Below are 19,422 nucleotides of genomic sequence, written 5' to 3' on the forward strand. Positions count from 1 at the left end.
CCTCCCGGAATATCCAGGTTGGGGGCACAAAGAGGAAATAAAGTAAACACCAGCTACCTTGTAAACGTCAATACCGTTCCTGCAGAAATTCTAAGAAGATTTTGAGTGTCCCCTGTTACTTCCTGAACCTGAAGTCTTTGTGAATCTAAAATCTTTAGTTTGATCGTACCCGACATCGTGTTTTGCAAATGAGGCATAAAAGCCCACTCACCCTTTATAATGTTGCCACTAATTTTTCCATACAGAATAGTTGGCCATTGGGCCTTTGAATCTCTTGTTGTCCACCAAACGCTGTTTCCAGCTCTGTTAATTTGATACTCAACTCCTTTACCATCTTTATAAACTCCTGATCTAGTCTTACTTGCCCCTACGTGTACAGTAGTGGTTGCTTTTTTTTGGTCTTCTGAATCTTTTTCATTCAAAGCTTTTTTTACATACCCCAATAATCCAAGATCATCAGCTTTCCCAGAGGAACCCGGTCCCGCCTTGTTCTTTCGAACTTCCTTCAAAGCGCGATTAATTTCAGCTTTAAACCTCTGATCTGTTCGATATGGCTCTGCATTACGTTGAATTAAGGCATATAGACAAGCTTCTGCTTTCCTAAAATCTTTCCCATCAACATATTGATTAGCTCTTTCTACTAAATCACGGTCGCTAAGAATTAGTTCAGTTTGTGCTATCGAATTGTTTCCAAATGCCAACGATATTAAAATGATCGCTGGGAAAAACAGAGTTTTCATAGTAATAAATTAATTATTTGATCGAATCTAACGGAAAAACCACTTTTGGCCCTTTTGGAGTAAGGGAAACAGTTCCTGGCTCCAAATAGACAGGCGCATCATTTACACTAACCGTATGCTGCATCACTATAGTCATTATCATTAAACAGGTTCCCATAACGGCAAGAATAATACCTGGTGAAGAGCTTTTTATGGAAAGATTTGCAGAATAAATTGATGCCCCAACTACTGATCTTTCTACTTGTAATTTACCTAGAATAAATATTGCTCCAATTAGTGCTAATATCATCCCGGTTACAAAAGCTAAATACCTTACCCACATACTTGACATCAGGGTAATATAGGCATGATGATGCCTTCGTGCCAGTGTATTATTTTCCAATAAAATCTGAGACTTCAAAATAACCGCTTCTTTTCTTTCCTGAAATGTACTTTTTTCGTTGGGAGTCAGATAAACAAGCGTTTCAGATAGATCTAATTTGGGGAAAGACAATACAACATATTGTAGGTATGCCAATTGGCACAGGGTTGCCAGGAAGAAAAATATGGCGAGGCCAATAATCATTCTTTGCATTGATGGCAGCATTTTATTCTGCCAGGAAGCAATATCATTATCGACGACATTTATTGATTCTGCTAAATCAGAAGGTTCCATAATGAAGAATTAAAAGAGGTAAATCAACTAATCGGGACCCGATATCCGCATTTTACAACTCGTGCAAAGTTTATAACATACAGTCTGGCTGTACGGGAAAATTAAAAGATAACGCTTGTATTTAAATCGATCACTATAATTGTCGCTCAGTCACAATGCTACTCCGAATGATTTAATAGCAGCATCGACAGAGACATCGATTGGAGAATCCCCCTCTATTCGAATATTTAGTGACCATCGATTAGCAGCCGCAGCAAGCGCAAGTGAATACAGTGCATTATAATTTGCATGATCAAGTTTCAATCTCCATAAATTGTCTTTAGGACCTAATTTAGGATCATTGTCCAGCCCTATAAATGCACCTTGCCTATCCGCAATCAAGGTAATTACTTTCCCAGTTACTCTAGTTGCCATATCAAATCCTTTCTGTTAATTGCTACGATTATATTAACTATATATTATCTTCCCACGAGTCCTAAGGCAAAAGACATCCTTGTTTTTCAAGTCATCATAACATGCAATACAGGTTCAAGCCAATTCGCTTGACCAGGTGCTTCGCGAGTGAAAAGTTCTCTTTGTAATACTTTCGCAATGCAATCCCGAGCTACTTCGTGACCTAACTCATTAGGGTGTAACATGCCTTCGAAATCACCTTGCTTTAAACATGATTCTTCTGCAAAAACAAAAAACGAGTTTTTTGAGCAATAACCATGACCATCAAAACCTGATGCTATTCCGTCAACTAAAATCCATCCGAATTCCTCAGCTTTTTCACGGATCTTATTATTAAGTTTTATGCCCAATGCTCCTAATGCTTTAGCGTCGGAAGTGTCAAGATCTAAAAAGCCCTTACCAAGAATTGGGCGATCCTTAACTCCCAAAACACCACAGGGACCTTGAGTTTCTATTTCTTTGTAAACACCAACTGGATATTCGGTTATGAAAATTTTCCCTGGCCTGAGTTGATTATCAATAGTGTCTTTTAGTAGTTGCAGGTTTCGCGGGAAATCATCCATTATTTTTTTTTCAGTTGTAGCAACCCTGTCTTTCCTTTTTTCGCCCGTTTCCCAAAGTATAGAATCCGAAGTAAGGCTTGAAAAACCAAGGTCATTTACACCAATGGAGATTATTAAAGCATCCACCGGTCTATTTTTAACTGTGTCTATAGCTTCCTGAATTTGACCTTTATTGCCTATCCAGCCATCAAGTGAAATGTTATCTAAAGACTCTGTCCCAAATGCATTCGGGTTTACCATACGTGGTCCCAATAATCCGTCTTTTATTTCCGAGCCTGTCCGGGCAAAAGACAGGAAGGTAACACAACGATTACTCATCGCCGTCTCTATCTGCCTGGCAGCTAAAGAATGTCCTGAACGATATGATCGGTATGCTTTTGGTTCTTGCCATTTAGCGGCTTTGGACTGAATCTCCTCAGACTCGCCTCCGTCTCCAAAACCAAACCAACTTGCAACTTCCTCCCCACTTTCCATAGCTAATCCAACAACATCTTTACCTGCATTTACTACCACATTTTTCAAATCTGAAACTCTATCCTTTACAAATCCTATTAAATCTCCCAATGCATTGATATCTGCCACTATAACTTTCCCGAGGTAGGGAATGGATTCTGCTATCTTATCTTTAACTTCTTCCTTAAGTCCGGTTAAAAATTTAACCAACTTATCCTTTAACTTTGTAACACTTAACAATAAAGTTGTTGCTTTACAGGCGGCCTTTTCATCAATTGAAGGAATGGCTGGAACATCAGGATTTCCTTGTCCTGAAGCGAATGAGTCACCAATTGATACTATTAAATAATCCCGGAAATTGAAATTTTTAGTATTAGATTCACTTGACCCGTCAGAGAGGTTTACTTGTAAGGTAATTTCATATTCACCCTGAGCGGGGATATTTACGACTGTTGCCCCAGTTATATGAGAACTATTCACAGGGATAGTAACTTCAAATAATCCACGGACTTGTTTAACCGTCCAAATTAGTGAGGCAATATTAACTGCCATGATAGGTCTTCCATTATTGTCTTCACCCGCAAATACTGAAGACGGAGGCCGCAAATGAACATGCCAAAACTTAGGGTTCACATATTCTTCCCTATAACAATGTCTGATTGAGTCGTACCCTTTCTGGTTAGCAGGGTGTCTTGATGGACGGGATACAAAGAAAACACTGAACTTGGACATAATTAATAGTATTGAAAATACATCAACTATAACAATTCAACATAAATATAACACTATATTACTAATAGTCAAAACATAATCACATTTAAGGAAAGTGATCACTTTTATAATATAAATGAGTTAGGTCATTCATTGCCGCATCAGAAATTGGAAAAAATCAAAGAACTGCAAAGCAAAGGCGAGTTTGTAGCCATGACCGGTGACGGTGTTAATGACGCACCTGCGTTTGCATAAGCAGATATTGGTATAGCCGTTGGGTCGGGAAGAGATATTGCGGCAGAAACTGCCGGGATTGTTTTGGTAAACAGCAATCCAAAGGACATTGTCAGCCTGATCTTATTCTGTAAAGCGACCTACCGGAAATGGTTCAAAACCTGGCCTGGGCGACCGGTTACAATGTAATCGCGTTGCCGCTGGCTGCCGGTGTGCTGTATAGCCAAGGTATTGTATTAAGCCCAGCCGCGGGCGCAGTCTTAATGACGGTCAGTACGGTTTGTCGTGGCTATTAATGTGAGCATGCTTAAGGTCAAGCGGTAATCACTTACTAATAGGTGCCGATGTAAGGATAAAGCGTGTGCATTGAGACACACACGCTCTTTTAACTGATACCAACGGATCACATGGCAGGAATGCAATTAATTGTTGATTATCAAATACTTATTAATCAAAAATAACAAATAGGTAACATAACCTTTATTTAAACAGGATACTTAGTCGGATTTAAATTTCAAAAAATATCAAATAAACATTTTTATTTTACACGCCAATCAATCCCATCCGATCCACATTTTATCAATGATAGATATTAAATCTTGATTGTTATAAAATGAGTTATTACTACTGTTGTTATTGTAGAACAAACAAGCTAGTTTACAAAATTCAGGTTGTTCTGACCGGTAAGCCGTCCGGATTATACAAAATATCCTAAGTAAGTCCGCGACCTAAGCGGTATAAGCCGTGAATAAGGCATACCCACGTCGATGTTTAAAAGCAGTTGTGAATTTCAGTCATTACACGTACCATTTCGCCACGGATATCCGTTGTTGAACGCGTAAAATTATTGTTCATGTAGGAGAACAGCAGTCTTTTACCTTTTCGGGTAATGATGTATCCGCTTTGGTTGTGGTTATTTGATAGCGAGCCCGTTTTACCCCACACAAATGGTACGCCATTATCTGTTTTATAGGCATTGCGCAGTGTGCCAGAAACTCCGCCTGTAGGAAGTAAATTATGCAACCGTTTTTCGCTGCCAATTTTATTAGCTATTTTTTGCAGCAGTGCAATAGTTGTTCTTGGTGTAAAAAGATCCTGGCGGGATAAACCTGAACCATCTACCCATTGTGGTTCATCGGGCAAATCGTTCATGAATTTTTTTTTACTGTATGCTATTACAGTTTGTGTATTCAGTTTGCCGCCAGGCAGTGTGGATGAACACACCAGTAACAGCTGTTCGGCTATAAAGTTGTCGCTGGGTAGCAGCATACTTTTATAAACAGAATCAGCAGCAACGCTGTATAAAATTTTTGCGGTATCAGGCATATTCATTTTTATAAGTTCAACCGGCTTTTTGAGTGTATCCTGCAATAAAGCCTGAGTGAGTTCAAGGCTGGTTTTCCATGGGATCTCCCCTTTGTATTTATCAGGTATCACCCCTGTCGGATATGTAAATCCATTATCAAACAGGTTTCTTTTTACCATAAATGATTTGGGGTGGAATGCAGAGTCCGGCATCAGGAATTTTTGCAGGTAGGATGGTTTTATAAGTAAACCGCCATGATGATCGGGGGTAATTACAGCTACATTGTCTTCGACGGGCAAAGCGTTTATTTCGGCCTGATAGTAATCTCCATAATTACCATATGGCCAACCCAGGCCATAAAAGTTTCCGGTGTAATTGTCGGCGTAAAAAAGCTTTTTCGACGTTTGCTTCAGCAGCTGATAAGCTTTGGTTGATTTTATAGTAGAATGCAGAAATGAAGGATCGCCTGTGCCCCAGAAAATCAGGGAGTCGCCCTTATTGATATAGCGCAGCCCCGGAATAGAATCGCCGAGCATTTGCAGCGCGGTATAAAAAGTGTACAGCTTGGTGTTGGAAGCAGGAATGAAATATTTATCAGCGTTTAATTGATAGATCATTTCCCTTTTCTCCGGATCATATAAGGCAAAGCCGGTAAAATGATCACGGTTAATAGCTGATTCTTCTATAAGCATACGAATCTTCCGTTTCGGCACACGCTGTGTGGAGCAGCTAAATAGGAGGCTTGTTACCAAAAGGCAGGCACTGTACAGAAAAACGTGACGGAAAGTTTTCTTAAAAGGGATACCGGTTGGGCGTGTACTTTTATTCATAAGCGATCACTACATATTTTTTATTCATGTATCAGAAAATACTGTGCGGTAAAATTCATTTTGAGCAACTAGGGTAAAAGTTTTCTTTTTAAAAATTCGGCAGTAGCTTCACTAACCGTCACCGCGTTGGAAAACTTCATCCAATGATGTGTATCATCAGGGATACTCAGGTATTCATAAGATACACCTTTAACATCAAATCTGTGTATGAGATCAACACTTTGGCTAAATGCTACATTACGGTCATCATCGGCATGAATAATAAGCACCGGCGATTTCCAGCTATCCACCCACGATACAGGGGATGATTGCAGGGCCACCTTAGCGGCTTGAACGGCGTCCGGGGCTGGTTCACCGGTTGTAACAGGCTTTGCCCATTTGTGTACACCATGAATATCTACACCTGCGGCAAACAATCCGGAATCATGGCTCAGCGCCATAGCCGTCAGATAGCCGCCATATGATCCGCCATAAATGCCGATGCGACTGGCATCTACTTCCGGCTGGGAAGAGAGCCACTCGCCGGCAGCTTTAATGTCCTGATACTCTGACACACCGGTTGCACCCGCATGGGCTGGTTTATGAAATTCATATCCATAGCCGATACCCAGCCGGTAATTTACAGCCAATACATAAAATCCAATACTTGCCAGGTATTGGTTAACAGCATAGTCGATAGCGTAATAGTCCATAAAATGCCAGCCTAACACCATTTGGCGCTGCGGGCCACCGTGCACATACACGATGGCCGGTTTTTTTCCCTTACCCCCAGCAGGTTCAAAAAGCTGGGCATGTATTGTTGTGCCATCGGGCGCCTTAAATAGTACCTGTTTAGGTGTAATTAATTTCTGGGGGAAATTTTCCGGGATCAGGTCCTTACCTAAAAGTGCTATTTTCTTTCTGTTTATGGTTGTTAAAGCAGGTAGCAGTGGCCGTTGCCCGGTCGAACTTAAAAAAGCCACTGTTGAGGCATTATCGGCCATTACTGGATATATCTCTATCCCGGTGCCGGTACTGAGCATTTCCATAGTGGCTTTATCAACGGGAACCCTGGCAATATGCCGGCGGTCAATGTCCTGCGTTTCGCCCCCGGTATTTGCGCTGAATAACACAAACTTTTTATCAGGGCTCAATTTAATTTGTTCGGTCATGAATGCTCCCGGGGTAAGCAATAAAGGTTGCCCGCCTGTGGCTGGTATAGAATACAGGTGAGGCCACCCGTCATGATAGGATAAAAAAACAATCCGGTTATCTGCAGCCCAGTTAAGGTTAACTCCACCATCCGTTGTAGGTACTGAACCGGCCAGCGTTTCAGGCGCTTTCCAAATCATAGAAGCTTTACCCGAAGTAACGTCGGCCTCCCATATTGCCCATGGCTGATGTTTTCTGACTAATACAGAATCGGGTATGCCACCCAGACCGGGAGTTCTTATAAATGCGATTTTACTGCCATCAGGCGACCAGCGGGGCGAGGCATCTCTGTAGAATGCGGGAGCTATCCATTGAATGGGTTTATCAACGCCGCTAAATATTCCGATAAAAGCGTGGTCTTTACGATTGGATACAAAGACCAGCTTGCTGCCATCAGGAGACCATTCCAAAGCGTTGCACATACCATGCGTTTCGAACAGCGTTTTGGCAGGTGTTGAACCGTTAACGGGCGCCAGCATCACCTGGCCATTTTTTATAAAAGCTACATGATCACTTTTGGGGGATAAAACCGGAAGATCACCTTCCCCTAATAGTTTAGGTTCTCCGCCTGCAAATGGTATACTCCATACCTGAACCTTTGTTCCCATGGGATCAAATGCGGGGTTAACCGCAACGTTCCCTTCACTTGAGCTGTGATCACCTCCCCTTACGTAGACAACTGCCTTTCCATCAGCCGAAATAGATAAGCTGGTAAGTTCCTGCCCGTCATCAGTCATGTAGCTGGTAAGTTTTCTGGGTTTATAATCAGGTCCTGCAGCTACATATATATTCCTTAACCCACGAAGGTTTACCGCCCAGGCAATTTCCGAATAAGCCGGACAGCTGGTTAATTGCGTAGGGAACGGATAGCTTAATGCCGCATCAAGCGTGAATTTTTGCGAGAAGGCATCGTTACAAAATACAAGTGAGAAGAGACAGCTTAAAAAGTATAATTTTTTCATAAAAACACCTGATACACTAAACACAATCATACCTAATTTCCATTCAAAATTTGCTTAATATGTAAAAATTTATTGTAATTTTTTTAATACATAATCAATATAATTTCGATTATTGAATAATATTTTCAATAATAGTAGCACAACGGCAGCAAATTTTCGATAAAAATAAAATACTACCTAAAAACATAAGTATAATTGGTGAATTTTTATCGTAAAAATTGCTTTAACAATAATTTTATCAAAATAAAGCAACTAACATTAACAATGAATATAAAAACTACCACTTTTAAGAAATATTAAATCGAATTTTAAACTATTTATTACATTTTAATCCACCTTATGAAGAAAATTTTTACGTTAATCATTTTATCATTACTATTATTCGGGGCCGGGAATGCCATCGCTCAAAATGGGCCGGTTAGCGGTAAGGTACTGGATGCCGGGGATGGTACAGCGATTCCTGGAGTTACCATATCCCTTAAAGGCGCTACTTCCGCCACAAGTACAGATGTTAAAGGCATTTATCAACTAAAGAACGTGCCTGTTAACGGTGTTTTGGTGTTCAGGTTTTTGGGGTATGTAACCCAGGAAATTCAAATCAATAACCGAACTACCATTGATGTTCAATTAGCAACCGACAGCAAAATGCTACAGGAAGTAACCGTGTCGACCGCATTGGGTATAGCCAGGCAATCCCGCGAATTAGGTTATTCTGCGCAGGGCGTAACCTCGCAGGAGCTCAATGAAAACCACCAGCCCAACGTTGTGAACGCGTTGCAGGGAAAAGTAGCCGGTGTAACCATATCAAGCATTGGCGGTGGCCCGGGCCAGGGTGCAAACATTAAGATCAGGGGTGTAAACTCTATTGATGTAGGTCTCGATAACCAGCCCCTGTTTGTTATTGATGGGGTACTGATGGATAACAGCACATCGACCCTGGGGGCCGGGGCCGGATATAACGTTCGGTCGGTAAGTAACCGGGCCTCAGATATTAACCCGGATGATATTGAAACCATGAACGTATTAAAAGGCGGCGCAGCTACAGCTCTGTACGGTTTGCGGGGGTCAAACGGCGTCATTGTCATTACAACCAAACGGGGTAAGGCCAATGGTGTACAGGTTAATTACTCCAGCACTTATGGTTTTGAGAATCCTGATAAACTACCGGCGGTTCAAAAAACCTATACAGCCGGTATTTTAGGGGTATATACGCCAATTGGTCTTGGTCCGGCATGGGGGCCTGCAGTACAGGAGGCTATAGCGATTGACCCAACCCACCCGGCCCAGCTTTATGATAACTATAAACAAGCTTATCAAACAGGTAAACAAAACCGTAATTCCCTTTCCGTTGCAGGAGGTAATGATATAGCGAGATTTTATTCATCGGTTTCTTATTTTGATCAAACCGGCATGCTTCCGTTTACCGATTATAAAAACTTTTCGGGCAAATTAAACACAGATATTAAAATCAGTCCAAAGTTTAAAACCAGCATTAACATGACCTTTACCAATTCGGGCGGCTATTCCTATGATGCTGACCGTTTTGGAGAAAGCCTGGCTTATTTTTCACCACGCTGGGATGTTAGTGATTATTTGAATCCTGACGGCACCCAGGTTTGGCGCGGAACCAACAATCCTATTTATGGTGCCGCTACAAACAGGTTTAAAGGTGATGTTAACCGGTTTATTGGAGGAATTAGTTATAGCTATACCCCAACCAGTTGGCTTGATTTTACCTATAGGGCGGGTTTGGATACTTACAATGACAACCGGGTTCGTTCCGCTCCGGGGCCCCAGGGAATACCGGGAGAACATTTATATGATAATGCAGACGGTTATGTAGGCGAGTATAATATTAAATTCCGTGCTATTACCTCCACATTTATAGCAACGTTTAACCATAAAATAACGCCTGATCTGCATGCGACCGTGCGCATAGGCCAGGATATTTATGATAGACGGGAAACCGATAAAGGTATATTAGGAACAAAGCTTGGTGTATATAACTTTTATGAATTGACTAATGCATCTGTTTTTACTGATATTAATGACACGTTAACACAATATCACCTGATGGGGCTTTTTGGGGAGGCTGATTTTGATTATAAGAATTACCTTTTTTTGTCCCTTACCTTGCGCAGGGACATCACATCAAGTTTAGCTAAAGAAAACCGGGGTTTTAATTATCCTTCGGCAAGTTTATCTTATGTATTTTCTGACCACTTAAAATTGCCTGGATTTATGAGCTTTGGCAAGCTTAGAGCTTCCTACGCACAATTGGGTAAAGATGCGCAGCCTTATGCGATTTCGAATGGATATGCTCCGTATACCAGCTTACCTACCGGAAATACAGGTTATACCAGAAGCGCTTCGTTAGGAAACCCTAACTTAAGACCCCAATTCACCAACACCTATGAAGGTGGTTTAGAAATGGGCTTTTTTAAAAATCGTGTAAGTTTTGACTTTACCTATTACTATTCACTAAGTAAAGATCAGATTATAAAAGCCGATGTATCGTCAACAACCGGCTATGTAAACACCTATATAAATGCCGGCACTATGCGTAATAAAGGCATTGAACTTATATTGAAGGGCACCCCAATTAAAGCAAGGGACTTCGCCTGGAATGCGAGCCTTAACTTCTCAGCTAATCGTAATAAGATACTAAGTCTGCCGGCAGGGCTTAATTCAATTACCTATGGTGGTAGCAGTGGCGGTTACTTAAATTCGCCGGCAACCATGAAGCTGATTGCCGGGCAATCCTATGGTAATATTTACGGTACCATTTGGCAACGTTATTACGGATCAGGCCAGGAAGATCCGGTAACTACCGACAAAAGCAAGCCGATGCTCATAGGTGCAAATGGTTTTCCGGTATTGGGAGCAGTGTCAGATCAAAAACTTTTAGGCAATTCGCAACCTAAATGGATTGGCGGTCTATCGAATACATTCACCTATAAAAGCCTTAGCTTAACTGCTTTATTTGATGGCAGATGGGGATTTCAGCGTTTTAACCGCTTAGATAACTTTTTCGCGGCATTTGGTATTGCCGATTATACAGCTAACCGCAGAGATTTTAAAGTATTCCCCGGCGTATTGGCCGATGGAACGCCTAACACCAAATCAGTTTGGTTAGGTCAGGGCGTTGGGCCCGATGGCGTAAATTACGGAGAAGGGTACTATCGTAATTATTATAGGGCAATTTCTGAGCCTTTTGTGGAAGATGCTTCCTGGATCCGTTTGCGAACCTTAACCCTGACCTATGCTTTGCCCGCAAAGTTCCTGCCCAAAAAGGTTATTCACAGTGTTGCTATTTCGGCTACCGGAAATAATCTTTGGTTACATACCAAGTATTATGGTTTAGACCCAGAATCAATTTCGGCGGATGCCGGGAGTAATGTTGATGGCTGGTCTGGGTTCACCTATCCCGCTGCCAGGCAAATTTTATTTACACTTAACGTAGGTTTTTAAAGAAGTAATCATGCAAAAGTTCTCCAAATATATTTTAATCATATTTTTTGCGGTAGAATCATTAACCTTCTCAGGTTGCAAAAAGTATTTTGACCTGGATAAAAACCCGAATCTGGCGAGCGATCCGGTGTTATCCTCGAGGCTTACCACCGCGACCTATAAAAGCGGTATGGATAGCTATAGTGTTGGCAGCATCGTTGCACCTTATGTGCAATATACAGCTAATCCATCAGTCGCTGCTGCAAGTGATACTTACCAGATACTGGATTTTTCAAGCACCTGGGATGCGTTGTACTATGCCATGGCTGATATTTATGATATGAAAACAAAAGCAACCGCTCAAAACTCAAGCGAGTATATAGGTGTAGCGGATGTACTTTTAGCCTATCATTTAGGTATGGTGAATGATTTATGGGGAAGTGCCCCATACACAGAAGCCTTCAAAGGCACCACGTTTACGCCTAAATATGATGCCGACCAGGATCTGTACAAATCATGCACGGGCTTACTTGATGAGGCTATAACCCAGTTAACTAAAACAGACGCAACTATTAAGCTTTTAGCCACAAGCGACTTAATATATGTCGGCGATAGAACTAAATGGCTTAAAATGGCTTATGCTTTAAAGGCCAGGTTGCTGAACAAGATAAGTAAAACATCAACCTATGATGCAACCGCTGTTTTACAGGCGGTAAGTAATTCATTCACTTCCAATGCGGATGACGCGGGCATGGCTACTTTTCAGCTGCGTAATCCATGGGCAGGGGTAGCATTGAGCAACGCCAGCTTAAGTCTTGGCGGCTGGCTGTCTAACCAGTTGATAGATCAGTTAAACGGTACTACTTATGGTGTTTTTGATCCCCGTATCAGAAAAATTACGGATACAACAATAACCGGAAAATATATAGGTACTGTAAGTGGCGCAGGAAACAGGCCTCCTGGAAACAATACCGTTCATGATGAGTGTTACATTTCAGAAACCTCGACATGGACAGGTGATAAATCACCTGTTTTAATCATTACATATGCAGAAGTTAAATTTATCGAAGCCGAAGCTGCTTTCCGCGCCAACGATCGCGAAAGGGCCTATACCGCTTATTTGACAGGTATAAATGCCAATATGGATAAGTTACAAGTTCCTGCTTCGGATCCTGATCGTATTGCCTACTTAGCCAGCCCGGCTGTCTCTGTTGGTGTCCAGGGGTTAACTTTAGATTTAATTTTTAAAGAAAAATATATAGCTACTTATCTTAATCCGGAGGCCTGGAATGATGCCCGCAGGTTTGATTATAAATACAAAAACTTCAGCCTGCCGGTAAATGCAGTGTTATCTTCTTTTATTCGCCGTGTTGATTACACCGTAGGGGAGCGAAGCAAGAACGGGACTAATGTTCCAAAGATAGGCTCCCTTCTCGACAGGCTTTGGTGGGATAAATGATGCTATGATTCGTCTTACCCGCCCACTCACAACTATTGCGGAGCAGGTATATTATTTTAATTAACCTCAGAATTCCATGCTTTGATTTAATAAACCGTCTGCCAATAAATTGGCGGACGGTTTATTACCGTTTGTTTAGAAGTAAGCTTGTAATTTAAAATAAGTTCCGTAGCTTTTTCAAATGGCTCATCAATACCTGCTTTAATTCCCTTAATAGTAGGTTTTACCTCCACGCCTTTTACCAAATCTTTACTCTTTGATCATCGGGTTTGTAATTCTTATCGCCTGGTTGCAGGTTAAATGCACGGTAAAAAGGAGCAAAATTCATCAATGGACCGTTTACCCGCCACATGGCCGGCGAATGCGGATTAGTGTTCACGTACGTACGAAGGAACGCATCTCTTGTTTTTACCCTCCATATCCTGGCCACTGACAGAAAGAAACGTTGGTCTGGCGTAAACCCATCAATTTTTTCAGAACTCTTCCCTTGTTGCGTCATCTTAAATGCATCATACGCGATCGCAATGCCACCATTATCGGCGGTGTTTTCGCCCAATGTCAAGGCTCCCTTAATATGAACAGTATCCAAAACAGTGAACGAAGTATATAGGTCGGCTAATTGTTTTGTTTTCTCCCGGAATTTTTGATAATCTTCCTTTGTCCACCAGTTTTTGACGTTACCGTCCTTATCAAACTGTGCGCCCTGGTCATCAAAGGCGTGTGTCATCTCATGGCCGATCACCATGCCGATACCTCCGTAATTGATTGCATCATCTGCCGAAAAATCAAAATAAGAGAACTGCAAAATACCTGCAGGGAAAACAATCTCATTTTGGGATGGATTATAATACGCTGTAACCGTACCCGGCGTTGTACCCCATTCTGTTTTGTCAACCGGTCTGTTCAATTTTGCCAGCTGAAACTGGTAGTCGTTTTGGTTTAGCAAGAGCACATTTTCAAAGTATTCTGTTCTGTTGATTTGTACCTTATTGTAATCTCTCCACTTATCCGGATAACCTATTTTTTTTGTGATCGTATATAACTTTTCCTTTGCTTTTTGTTTAGTGCTGTCACTCATCCAATCAAGATGATTGATCCTATTTTCAAAAGATTTCTGGAGGTTGTTTACTAATATCAGCACACGTTTTTTTGAATCCTCGTTAAAATATCTTTTTACATACAGTTGCCCTAAAGCCTGCCCTAAATAGCTATCAACGCTTTCCGTCATGATTTGCCTGCGGGATTTTTGCGTGGCTTGCCCGGATAATACTTTATTAAATTCAAATGAGGCATCAACAAAAGGTTTACTGAGTGTTTCAGCATAGTTTTCGAGGGTGCCGGCCTTTAAATATACTTTCCAGTCATCGATGGTGACTGAACTTAACAACGTGTTCAACTTATCGTAATAAGCGGGTTGGGCCATATCGATCGAGTCGGTTGTTGCGCCTAAGCCCGCAAGCAAAGTCACCCAACCTATATTTGGTTGTGAGTTCCTGATAGAGGCAACAGCTATTTTATGGTAGTTTGCATTGACATCTCTTAGTTCAATATTTGATTTATGTGATGCAGCAATTTGTTTCTCGATTCCATAAGCTATAGCCGCATCCCTAATTGCGGCGGCACGGCTGCTGCCGGTTAATTCAAACAAGGTACGGACATATTCTTTATAGGCTTGTTGAATGTGCAGCGTAGGTGAATCGGTTTTAAAATAATAATCTCTATCGGGTAAACCGATACCTCCCTGGTAGACATGGGCAATATTTAAGCTGCTATTTTTGTTGTCGGGAGAAACTCCAAAGCTAATGATTGAACGATTACCCGATTTTAATTCCGTTCCTACAAATCTGAGTAACGATGGTACATTATTGATGGCATCAATACCTGTGAGTATTGGTTTAATAGGCTGATATCCGCGATGATTGATCGTTGCGATATCCATACCGGATGCGTAGAAGTCACCTATCTTTTGCTCAATGCTTCCCATCTTGTTATTAGTTCTTGAAACGCTATCCAGGATGTTTTGCAGCAGTTGTTTTTGCGGGATGTTCAGGAACGAGTAAGAGCCCACACCTGATTGATCGCTAGCAATTTTTGCGGTGTCGTCCCAGCGGCCATTAACGAAGCGAAAGAAATTATCACCGGGTTTTATTTGCGGGTTCAATCCGGCTACATCAACAAAACCTGTCTTTTGAGCATACGAATAGTTCCATATGCTGAAAAATACTGCCGTTAAACACAAGCAAAATAATTTTTTCATAAATTGAAGATTTGTTTAAAGATATTAAATTTTCATACTCCGCAAGAAAATGACAAAGGAAGAAAACTTGCCCGAAAATACAAACATCCCCGGCCATTCAGGATTACCCACTTTGAGCGGGAAAAATGAGGTCTGAATAACAGTAATAGCAACGAATGTAAAAGGTTGAATGATGTATACTAAGTAAACATGAGATACTTTTTATCCTTGGCATTGCAGCGTGTGCATAAGCGCCTAAATTTAAATCTCCGGAATACAAAAAGAGCTTCAATATTTCGACTTGTGGCCTCTGATTTAAAAGGTAGTCCGAGTCGGATTGTACTTTTTTTATTTCGACAAGAATGGAGGGTATTAGATACCACCATACTGGACAGATCGGTTAATTCCGGTTCTGTCCAGTTCTTTTTTACATCCAATCGTTTATTAATCAAAAAAATACACCTACAGTTTCATTGAGCCGATTAGTTCGATGTTCTCCCCACTTCGCCACATTTGATTTGATCATTTTGATACTAATAACCGTACTTTTACTGGTAATATGCTGAGACTAAGCAAAGGACAATATTGTAGTACAACCAATAAAATTTATCATGCTGACAATGTGCTTGCCGGCCTGACGAATTACCACAAGGATATGGGCACAAGTGCGCTACATTACCATGAGAACGCACACTTGAGTTTTGTTTTACGGGGGGAAATGCAAGTGAGGCGCCAAACGCTCTTGTCAGATAGAACGACGACTGAACATATTTCCTTTATGCATTCAGAAGAAGTACATCAAAATACGGTGCTTAGCCGGATGTGCAACAACGTCAATCTTGAACTGGAATCAGGTTTCTTTAACAAATATGGCCTAACGGAGGCAATTGTGGCTAACGGTATTCATAGAATTGGCTTTAGAGGCGAACTGTTAATGACGCGCCTGTTTAAAGAAATTTGTTTTTATGACGAATATTCTGAAGACAGTATCCACATGCTTTTGCTGGATGCCGCATCAGGTTGGCTGCGTAATTTAGATACTGTTCCTCCATGGCTGGCACAAGTAAGAGCGTTACTGCACGACAGCTGGCAGGAAAAAATAGGGATAGAAGAAATCGCTGCGACAGTTAACATCCACCCCGTTAATATCTCCCGTTATTTTGTTCGTTATTTTGGTACAACACTTGGAGAATACCGCCGTAGGATAAAAATTGAGCGGGCAATAGGCTTTATTGCTTATACCCATAAGCCGCTTGCGGAGGTGGCATACACTTGCGGTTTTTTTGACCAAAGCCATTTTATCCGCGCTTTCAAAGAGCAGACAGGGCTACTTCCAAAGGATCTGCGTGCCTGATGATGTTGTTATAATCGGCACTTACAAGATAGGTCCCCAGCGCGCTATATTTATACAATTTATTGAAATGTATAGTATTTACCTTAGTGTCCATGAAAGGTTTATTAGTTTTTACTTTTGCTCTTTTTGGTATGCTGAACGCTTGTTTTGCGCAAGATTTATCACCGGAGGCCATGCAACGCATCGACAGTGCATTTTCCGGATGGAAAACAGCTACCGGCCCGGGTTGCGCTGTTGCGATCACCCAAAATGATGCGGTTATCTACAGTAAAGGCTTCGGTCTGGCCAACCTGGAAGATGGTGTCCCTAATTCACAAGAAAGTGTGTACTACCTCGCCTCACTGGCAAAACAGTTCACAGGCTACGCCATTGCGTTATTGATCCGTGATAAAAAGGTTGACCCGGATGCTGATATCCACACTTACCTTACCTGGCTGCCAGGTTACGGCGCGAAGATATCCGTGATGAACCTGCTCCACCATACCAGCGGTTTGCGTGATGATTTTACGCTGCTGCCCTTTACCGGTTTTAACATGGATGGTTTATTGTCTCAGGATATGGCGCTTGGTATGATCAAAAAACAGCATACGCTTAACTTTAAACCGGGAGAAAAGTTCTCCTATTGCAATACCAATTATATCCTTTTATCTGAGATCGTCGCCAAAGTCAGTGGAAAACCATTCGCGGCTTTTGTGGACTCAGCGATCTTCCGCCCCCTGCAAATGACCAGCAGCCGCATCGTACCGGGCTCGGCTGAGATCATCAAAAAGCGGGCGGACTCCTATGCCGGTGACCAGGGCGGATACAGTAACGTCAACCACAATATTTACACCCAGGGCGATGGCGGCATGTTCAGTACGGCCGCTGATCTTGCCAAATGGATGCGCCATCTTTATCATCCTGCTTATAAAGATACCGCGATAATACACTTGCTCACTGCACCAGGCAGGCTAAATAATGGCCGAATGCTGGATTATGCGATGGGGATCATACCAGATCAATATTGGGGACAGCGGAGGCTTACACATAAAGGCGGCCTGGCCGGCTACAAAAACTTTATGGCTGTGTTTCCCGATGTAAAGACCGGTGTCATTATTTTAACGAATGGTGATGACGGCCCAAAGACGAACAGGGCTATGGATGCGATAGTCAGGATTTTGCTACCCCATCCGGCGGAAGGCATGACCGATGACCCAATAAGTAAGGCATCTGGCGCCCCAGTATACGCAGGCACTGTCCCGAAAGGGCTTGCAGGGGATTATATCGCCCAGAACGGATCAAGGATTAAAATTAGTGTAAAAAACGGACAGGTATATGCTGGTGATCTGGCACTGCTGGCTGTGGCCGATAGTTCTTTTCAACAAGCAGCCAACAGGCAGGTAAACTATCATTTCATAAAAGCAGGTACAACGCAAAAACTCGAACTGGAAAAACCGGGGCCGAATCCTGCAGAGCTTTATCGAAGGGTTCCTCCTGATGAAAAAACTATTTTAAAGGAATTTGTCGGTTCTTATACCTCCACAGAATTGGATTTTAATTTTACGATCTCGCTCAAAAACGGACGGCTCTGGCTGAGCAACAATCGGCATGGAAGTTTTGAATTGAGGCCTGTAGGCGCTGATGACCTTTTTACCGAACTATTCTTTTTTGACCACGTTGTGGCAGTTAGAGATAGTAAAGGAACAATCACGGCCCTTGAGTTTGCCAGCGGCGACGCAGCAGGCTTGTTATTTAACAAAACAAAGTATGATTCCACCGAAAAGAAGTACGACAAGCGATGATGAACATCTGCTGGCCTGTTTTACTTTCGCTTAGCGAATCCGGTACAGGCTTTGTAATTTTAAAGGAGAAAGCTCAACGCCTGTTCCATTTTTCGCTGGATCTTTGATAGCGTTTTCAATAATTTGGCGCCGAATTCCGACTGTTCGGGCCGTAAAAAGCTGCAAATCGCCATTTAGTCACCCTAAACCCCAGCCATAACCGCCAACCAGGAATCAGATGGATCACAAATCCAATTATACGGTTTTGATATTTTATAACTAATATTGATGTATTTATCAGGATTAAACAATGAGCACCAACGAAGTTATCAAGCATTCGCGGCGGGTTTTTGGATTGCTGAAAAAGGACAATTTGAAACCGGGGCATAAACTGGGAGAAATATTGACAGAAATCGCGATTATCGTATTTGCGATATCGCTTTCGCTGGTTTTGGAAAGATGGCGGCAAAACCAGGATGACCAAAAGCTGGAAAAAAAATTCCTGGCCGGTTTAAAAACCGACCTGACCCATGACCTGGAGGAATTAAAAGGTTCATCTGCAAAATGCATTTCGATGAAAAATGCAGCAAAATACTTCCTCAGACCAGAGAACGGCATCGACTGGTCTTCGGACAGCACGAAATATTATTCCTATAAGTTGTTTCATAACGTTTATTTTTTCCCCAACACTAACCGGTATGAATCGCTGAAATCGTCCGGCAAGTTAGATGTAATAGAGGATGAAGCGCTGCAAAATACCATTATCGACCTGTACCAGACAAAAATTCCCGACCTGGGGCAGCAAATCAATTTCTTCAATCAATTTTTAAATACCCAGGTTAAAGACTATCTCATTCATAATTTTAAAAGGGACACGAACAACCAGGTGGTTCTTGACCGTTCGTTTTTTACGCAACCTGGGATCAAAAACATTTTATCTTTTTATACGGATTTGGATGATGTATTAAAAAGGGCCAACGCGAGTTTGGACGAAAGCGAGGTCGTTTTAAAAAAGATCGATAGCCTGTTAAAGAAATGAATGCGTGCTATGAAAAGAAAATATTA

General features: G+C 41.8%; 12 protein-coding genes and 1 pseudogene. 6 read left to right on the forward strand and 7 right to left on the reverse strand.

Translation table 11 applies throughout. The features are described from left to right. Positions 1-53: 53 nt before the first annotated feature. The 4 genes from M2273_RS04520 to M2273_RS04535 form a co-directional block, all read right to left on the reverse strand. A complete protein-coding gene (locus tag M2273_RS04520; protein WP_429393526.1) occupies positions 54-740 on the reverse strand; it encodes a hypothetical protein in 687 nt (228 codons plus the stop codon). Positions 741-753: 13 nt separating this feature from the next. Next, a complete protein-coding gene (locus M2273_RS04525; protein WP_429393529.1) occupies positions 754-1,395 on the reverse strand; it encodes a hypothetical protein in 642 nt (213 codons plus the stop codon). Positions 1,396-1,545: 150 nt separating this feature from the next. Continuing rightward, on the reverse strand, positions 1,546-1,809 hold the full coding sequence (locus M2273_RS04530; protein ID WP_429393531.1) for a hypothetical protein: 264 nt from the start codon (positions 1,807-1,809) through the stop codon (positions 1,546-1,548). Positions 1,810-1,895: 86 nt separating this feature from the next. After that, entirely contained in the window at positions 1,896-3,416 is a 1,521-nt protein-coding gene (locus M2273_RS04535) for an SGNH/GDSL hydrolase family protein (RefSeq protein WP_429393535.1), read from the reverse strand. Between the two features lie 237 nt (positions 3,417-3,653). On the opposite strand from M2273_RS04535, the pseudogene M2273_RS04540 reads away from it, so the two are divergent. After that, a pseudogene (locus M2273_RS04540) lies at positions 3,654-4,133 on the forward strand (HAD-IC family P-type ATPase). A gap of 447 nt (positions 4,134-4,580) precedes the next feature. Here M2273_RS04540 and M2273_RS04545 read toward each other — a convergent pair. Both M2273_RS04545 and M2273_RS04550 read right to left on the reverse strand, forming a co-directional pair. Then, a complete protein-coding gene (locus M2273_RS04545; protein WP_429393538.1) occupies positions 4,581-5,807 on the reverse strand; it encodes a D-alanyl-D-alanine carboxypeptidase in 1,227 nt (408 codons plus the stop codon). A gap of 206 nt (positions 5,808-6,013) precedes the next feature. Continuing rightward, positions 6,014-8,098, reverse strand: coding sequence for a S9 family peptidase (locus tag M2273_RS04550; protein ID WP_429393540.1), 2,085 nt, complete (start codon positions 8,096-8,098; stop codon positions 6,014-6,016). A gap of 339 nt (positions 8,099-8,437) precedes the next feature. Here M2273_RS04550 and M2273_RS04555 point away from each other — a divergent pair, with 339 nt between their 5' ends. Together M2273_RS04555 and M2273_RS04560 are read left to right on the forward strand one after the other, a co-directional pair. Further along, positions 8,438-11,569 (forward strand): SusC/RagA family TonB-linked outer membrane protein, encoded by a 3,132-nt coding sequence (locus tag M2273_RS04555; RefSeq protein WP_429393543.1) that lies wholly within the window; start codon positions 8,438-8,440, stop codon positions 11,567-11,569. A gap of 10 nt (positions 11,570-11,579) precedes the next feature. After that, positions 11,580-13,007 carry a SusD/RagB family nutrient-binding outer membrane lipoprotein gene (locus M2273_RS04560; RefSeq protein ID WP_429393545.1) on the forward strand — a complete coding sequence of 476 codons (1,428 nt, stop codon included), beginning with the start codon at positions 11,580-11,582 and terminating at the stop codon, positions 13,005-13,007. 238 nt (positions 13,008-13,245) lie between these two features. On the opposite strand, the gene M2273_RS04565 is transcribed toward M2273_RS04560, so the two are convergent. Then, the gene (locus M2273_RS04565) at positions 13,246-15,264 is read right to left on the reverse strand and encodes a M13 family metallopeptidase (RefSeq protein WP_429393548.1); all 2,019 of its coding nucleotides are present in this window, start codon (positions 15,262-15,264) and stop codon (positions 13,246-13,248) included. A 538-nt stretch (positions 15,265-15,802) separates the two neighbouring features. Here M2273_RS04565 and M2273_RS04570 point away from each other — a divergent pair. From M2273_RS04570 to M2273_RS04580, 3 genes are all read left to right on the forward strand, one after another. After that, positions 15,803-16,597: a helix-turn-helix transcriptional regulator gene (locus M2273_RS04570; protein ID WP_429393550.1), complete on the forward strand. Its 795-nt coding sequence runs from the start codon at positions 15,803-15,805 to the stop codon at positions 16,595-16,597. A 92-nt stretch (positions 16,598-16,689) separates the two neighbouring features. Continuing rightward, positions 16,690-18,378, forward strand: a complete 1,689-nt coding sequence (locus M2273_RS04575) for a serine hydrolase domain-containing protein (RefSeq protein ID WP_429393552.1) — start codon at positions 16,690-16,692, stop codon at positions 18,376-18,378. A 289-nt stretch (positions 18,379-18,667) separates the two neighbouring features. Continuing rightward, positions 18,668-19,396, forward strand: coding sequence for a hypothetical protein (locus M2273_RS04580; protein WP_429393555.1), 729 nt, complete (start codon positions 18,668-18,670; stop codon positions 19,394-19,396). Positions 19,397-19,422 lie beyond the last annotated feature (26 nt).

It is taken from the genome of Mucilaginibacter lappiensis, from assembly GCF_050433765.1.
Taxonomy (GTDB): Bacteria; Bacteroidota; Bacteroidia; order Sphingobacteriales; family Sphingobacteriaceae; genus Mucilaginibacter; species Mucilaginibacter lappiensis_A.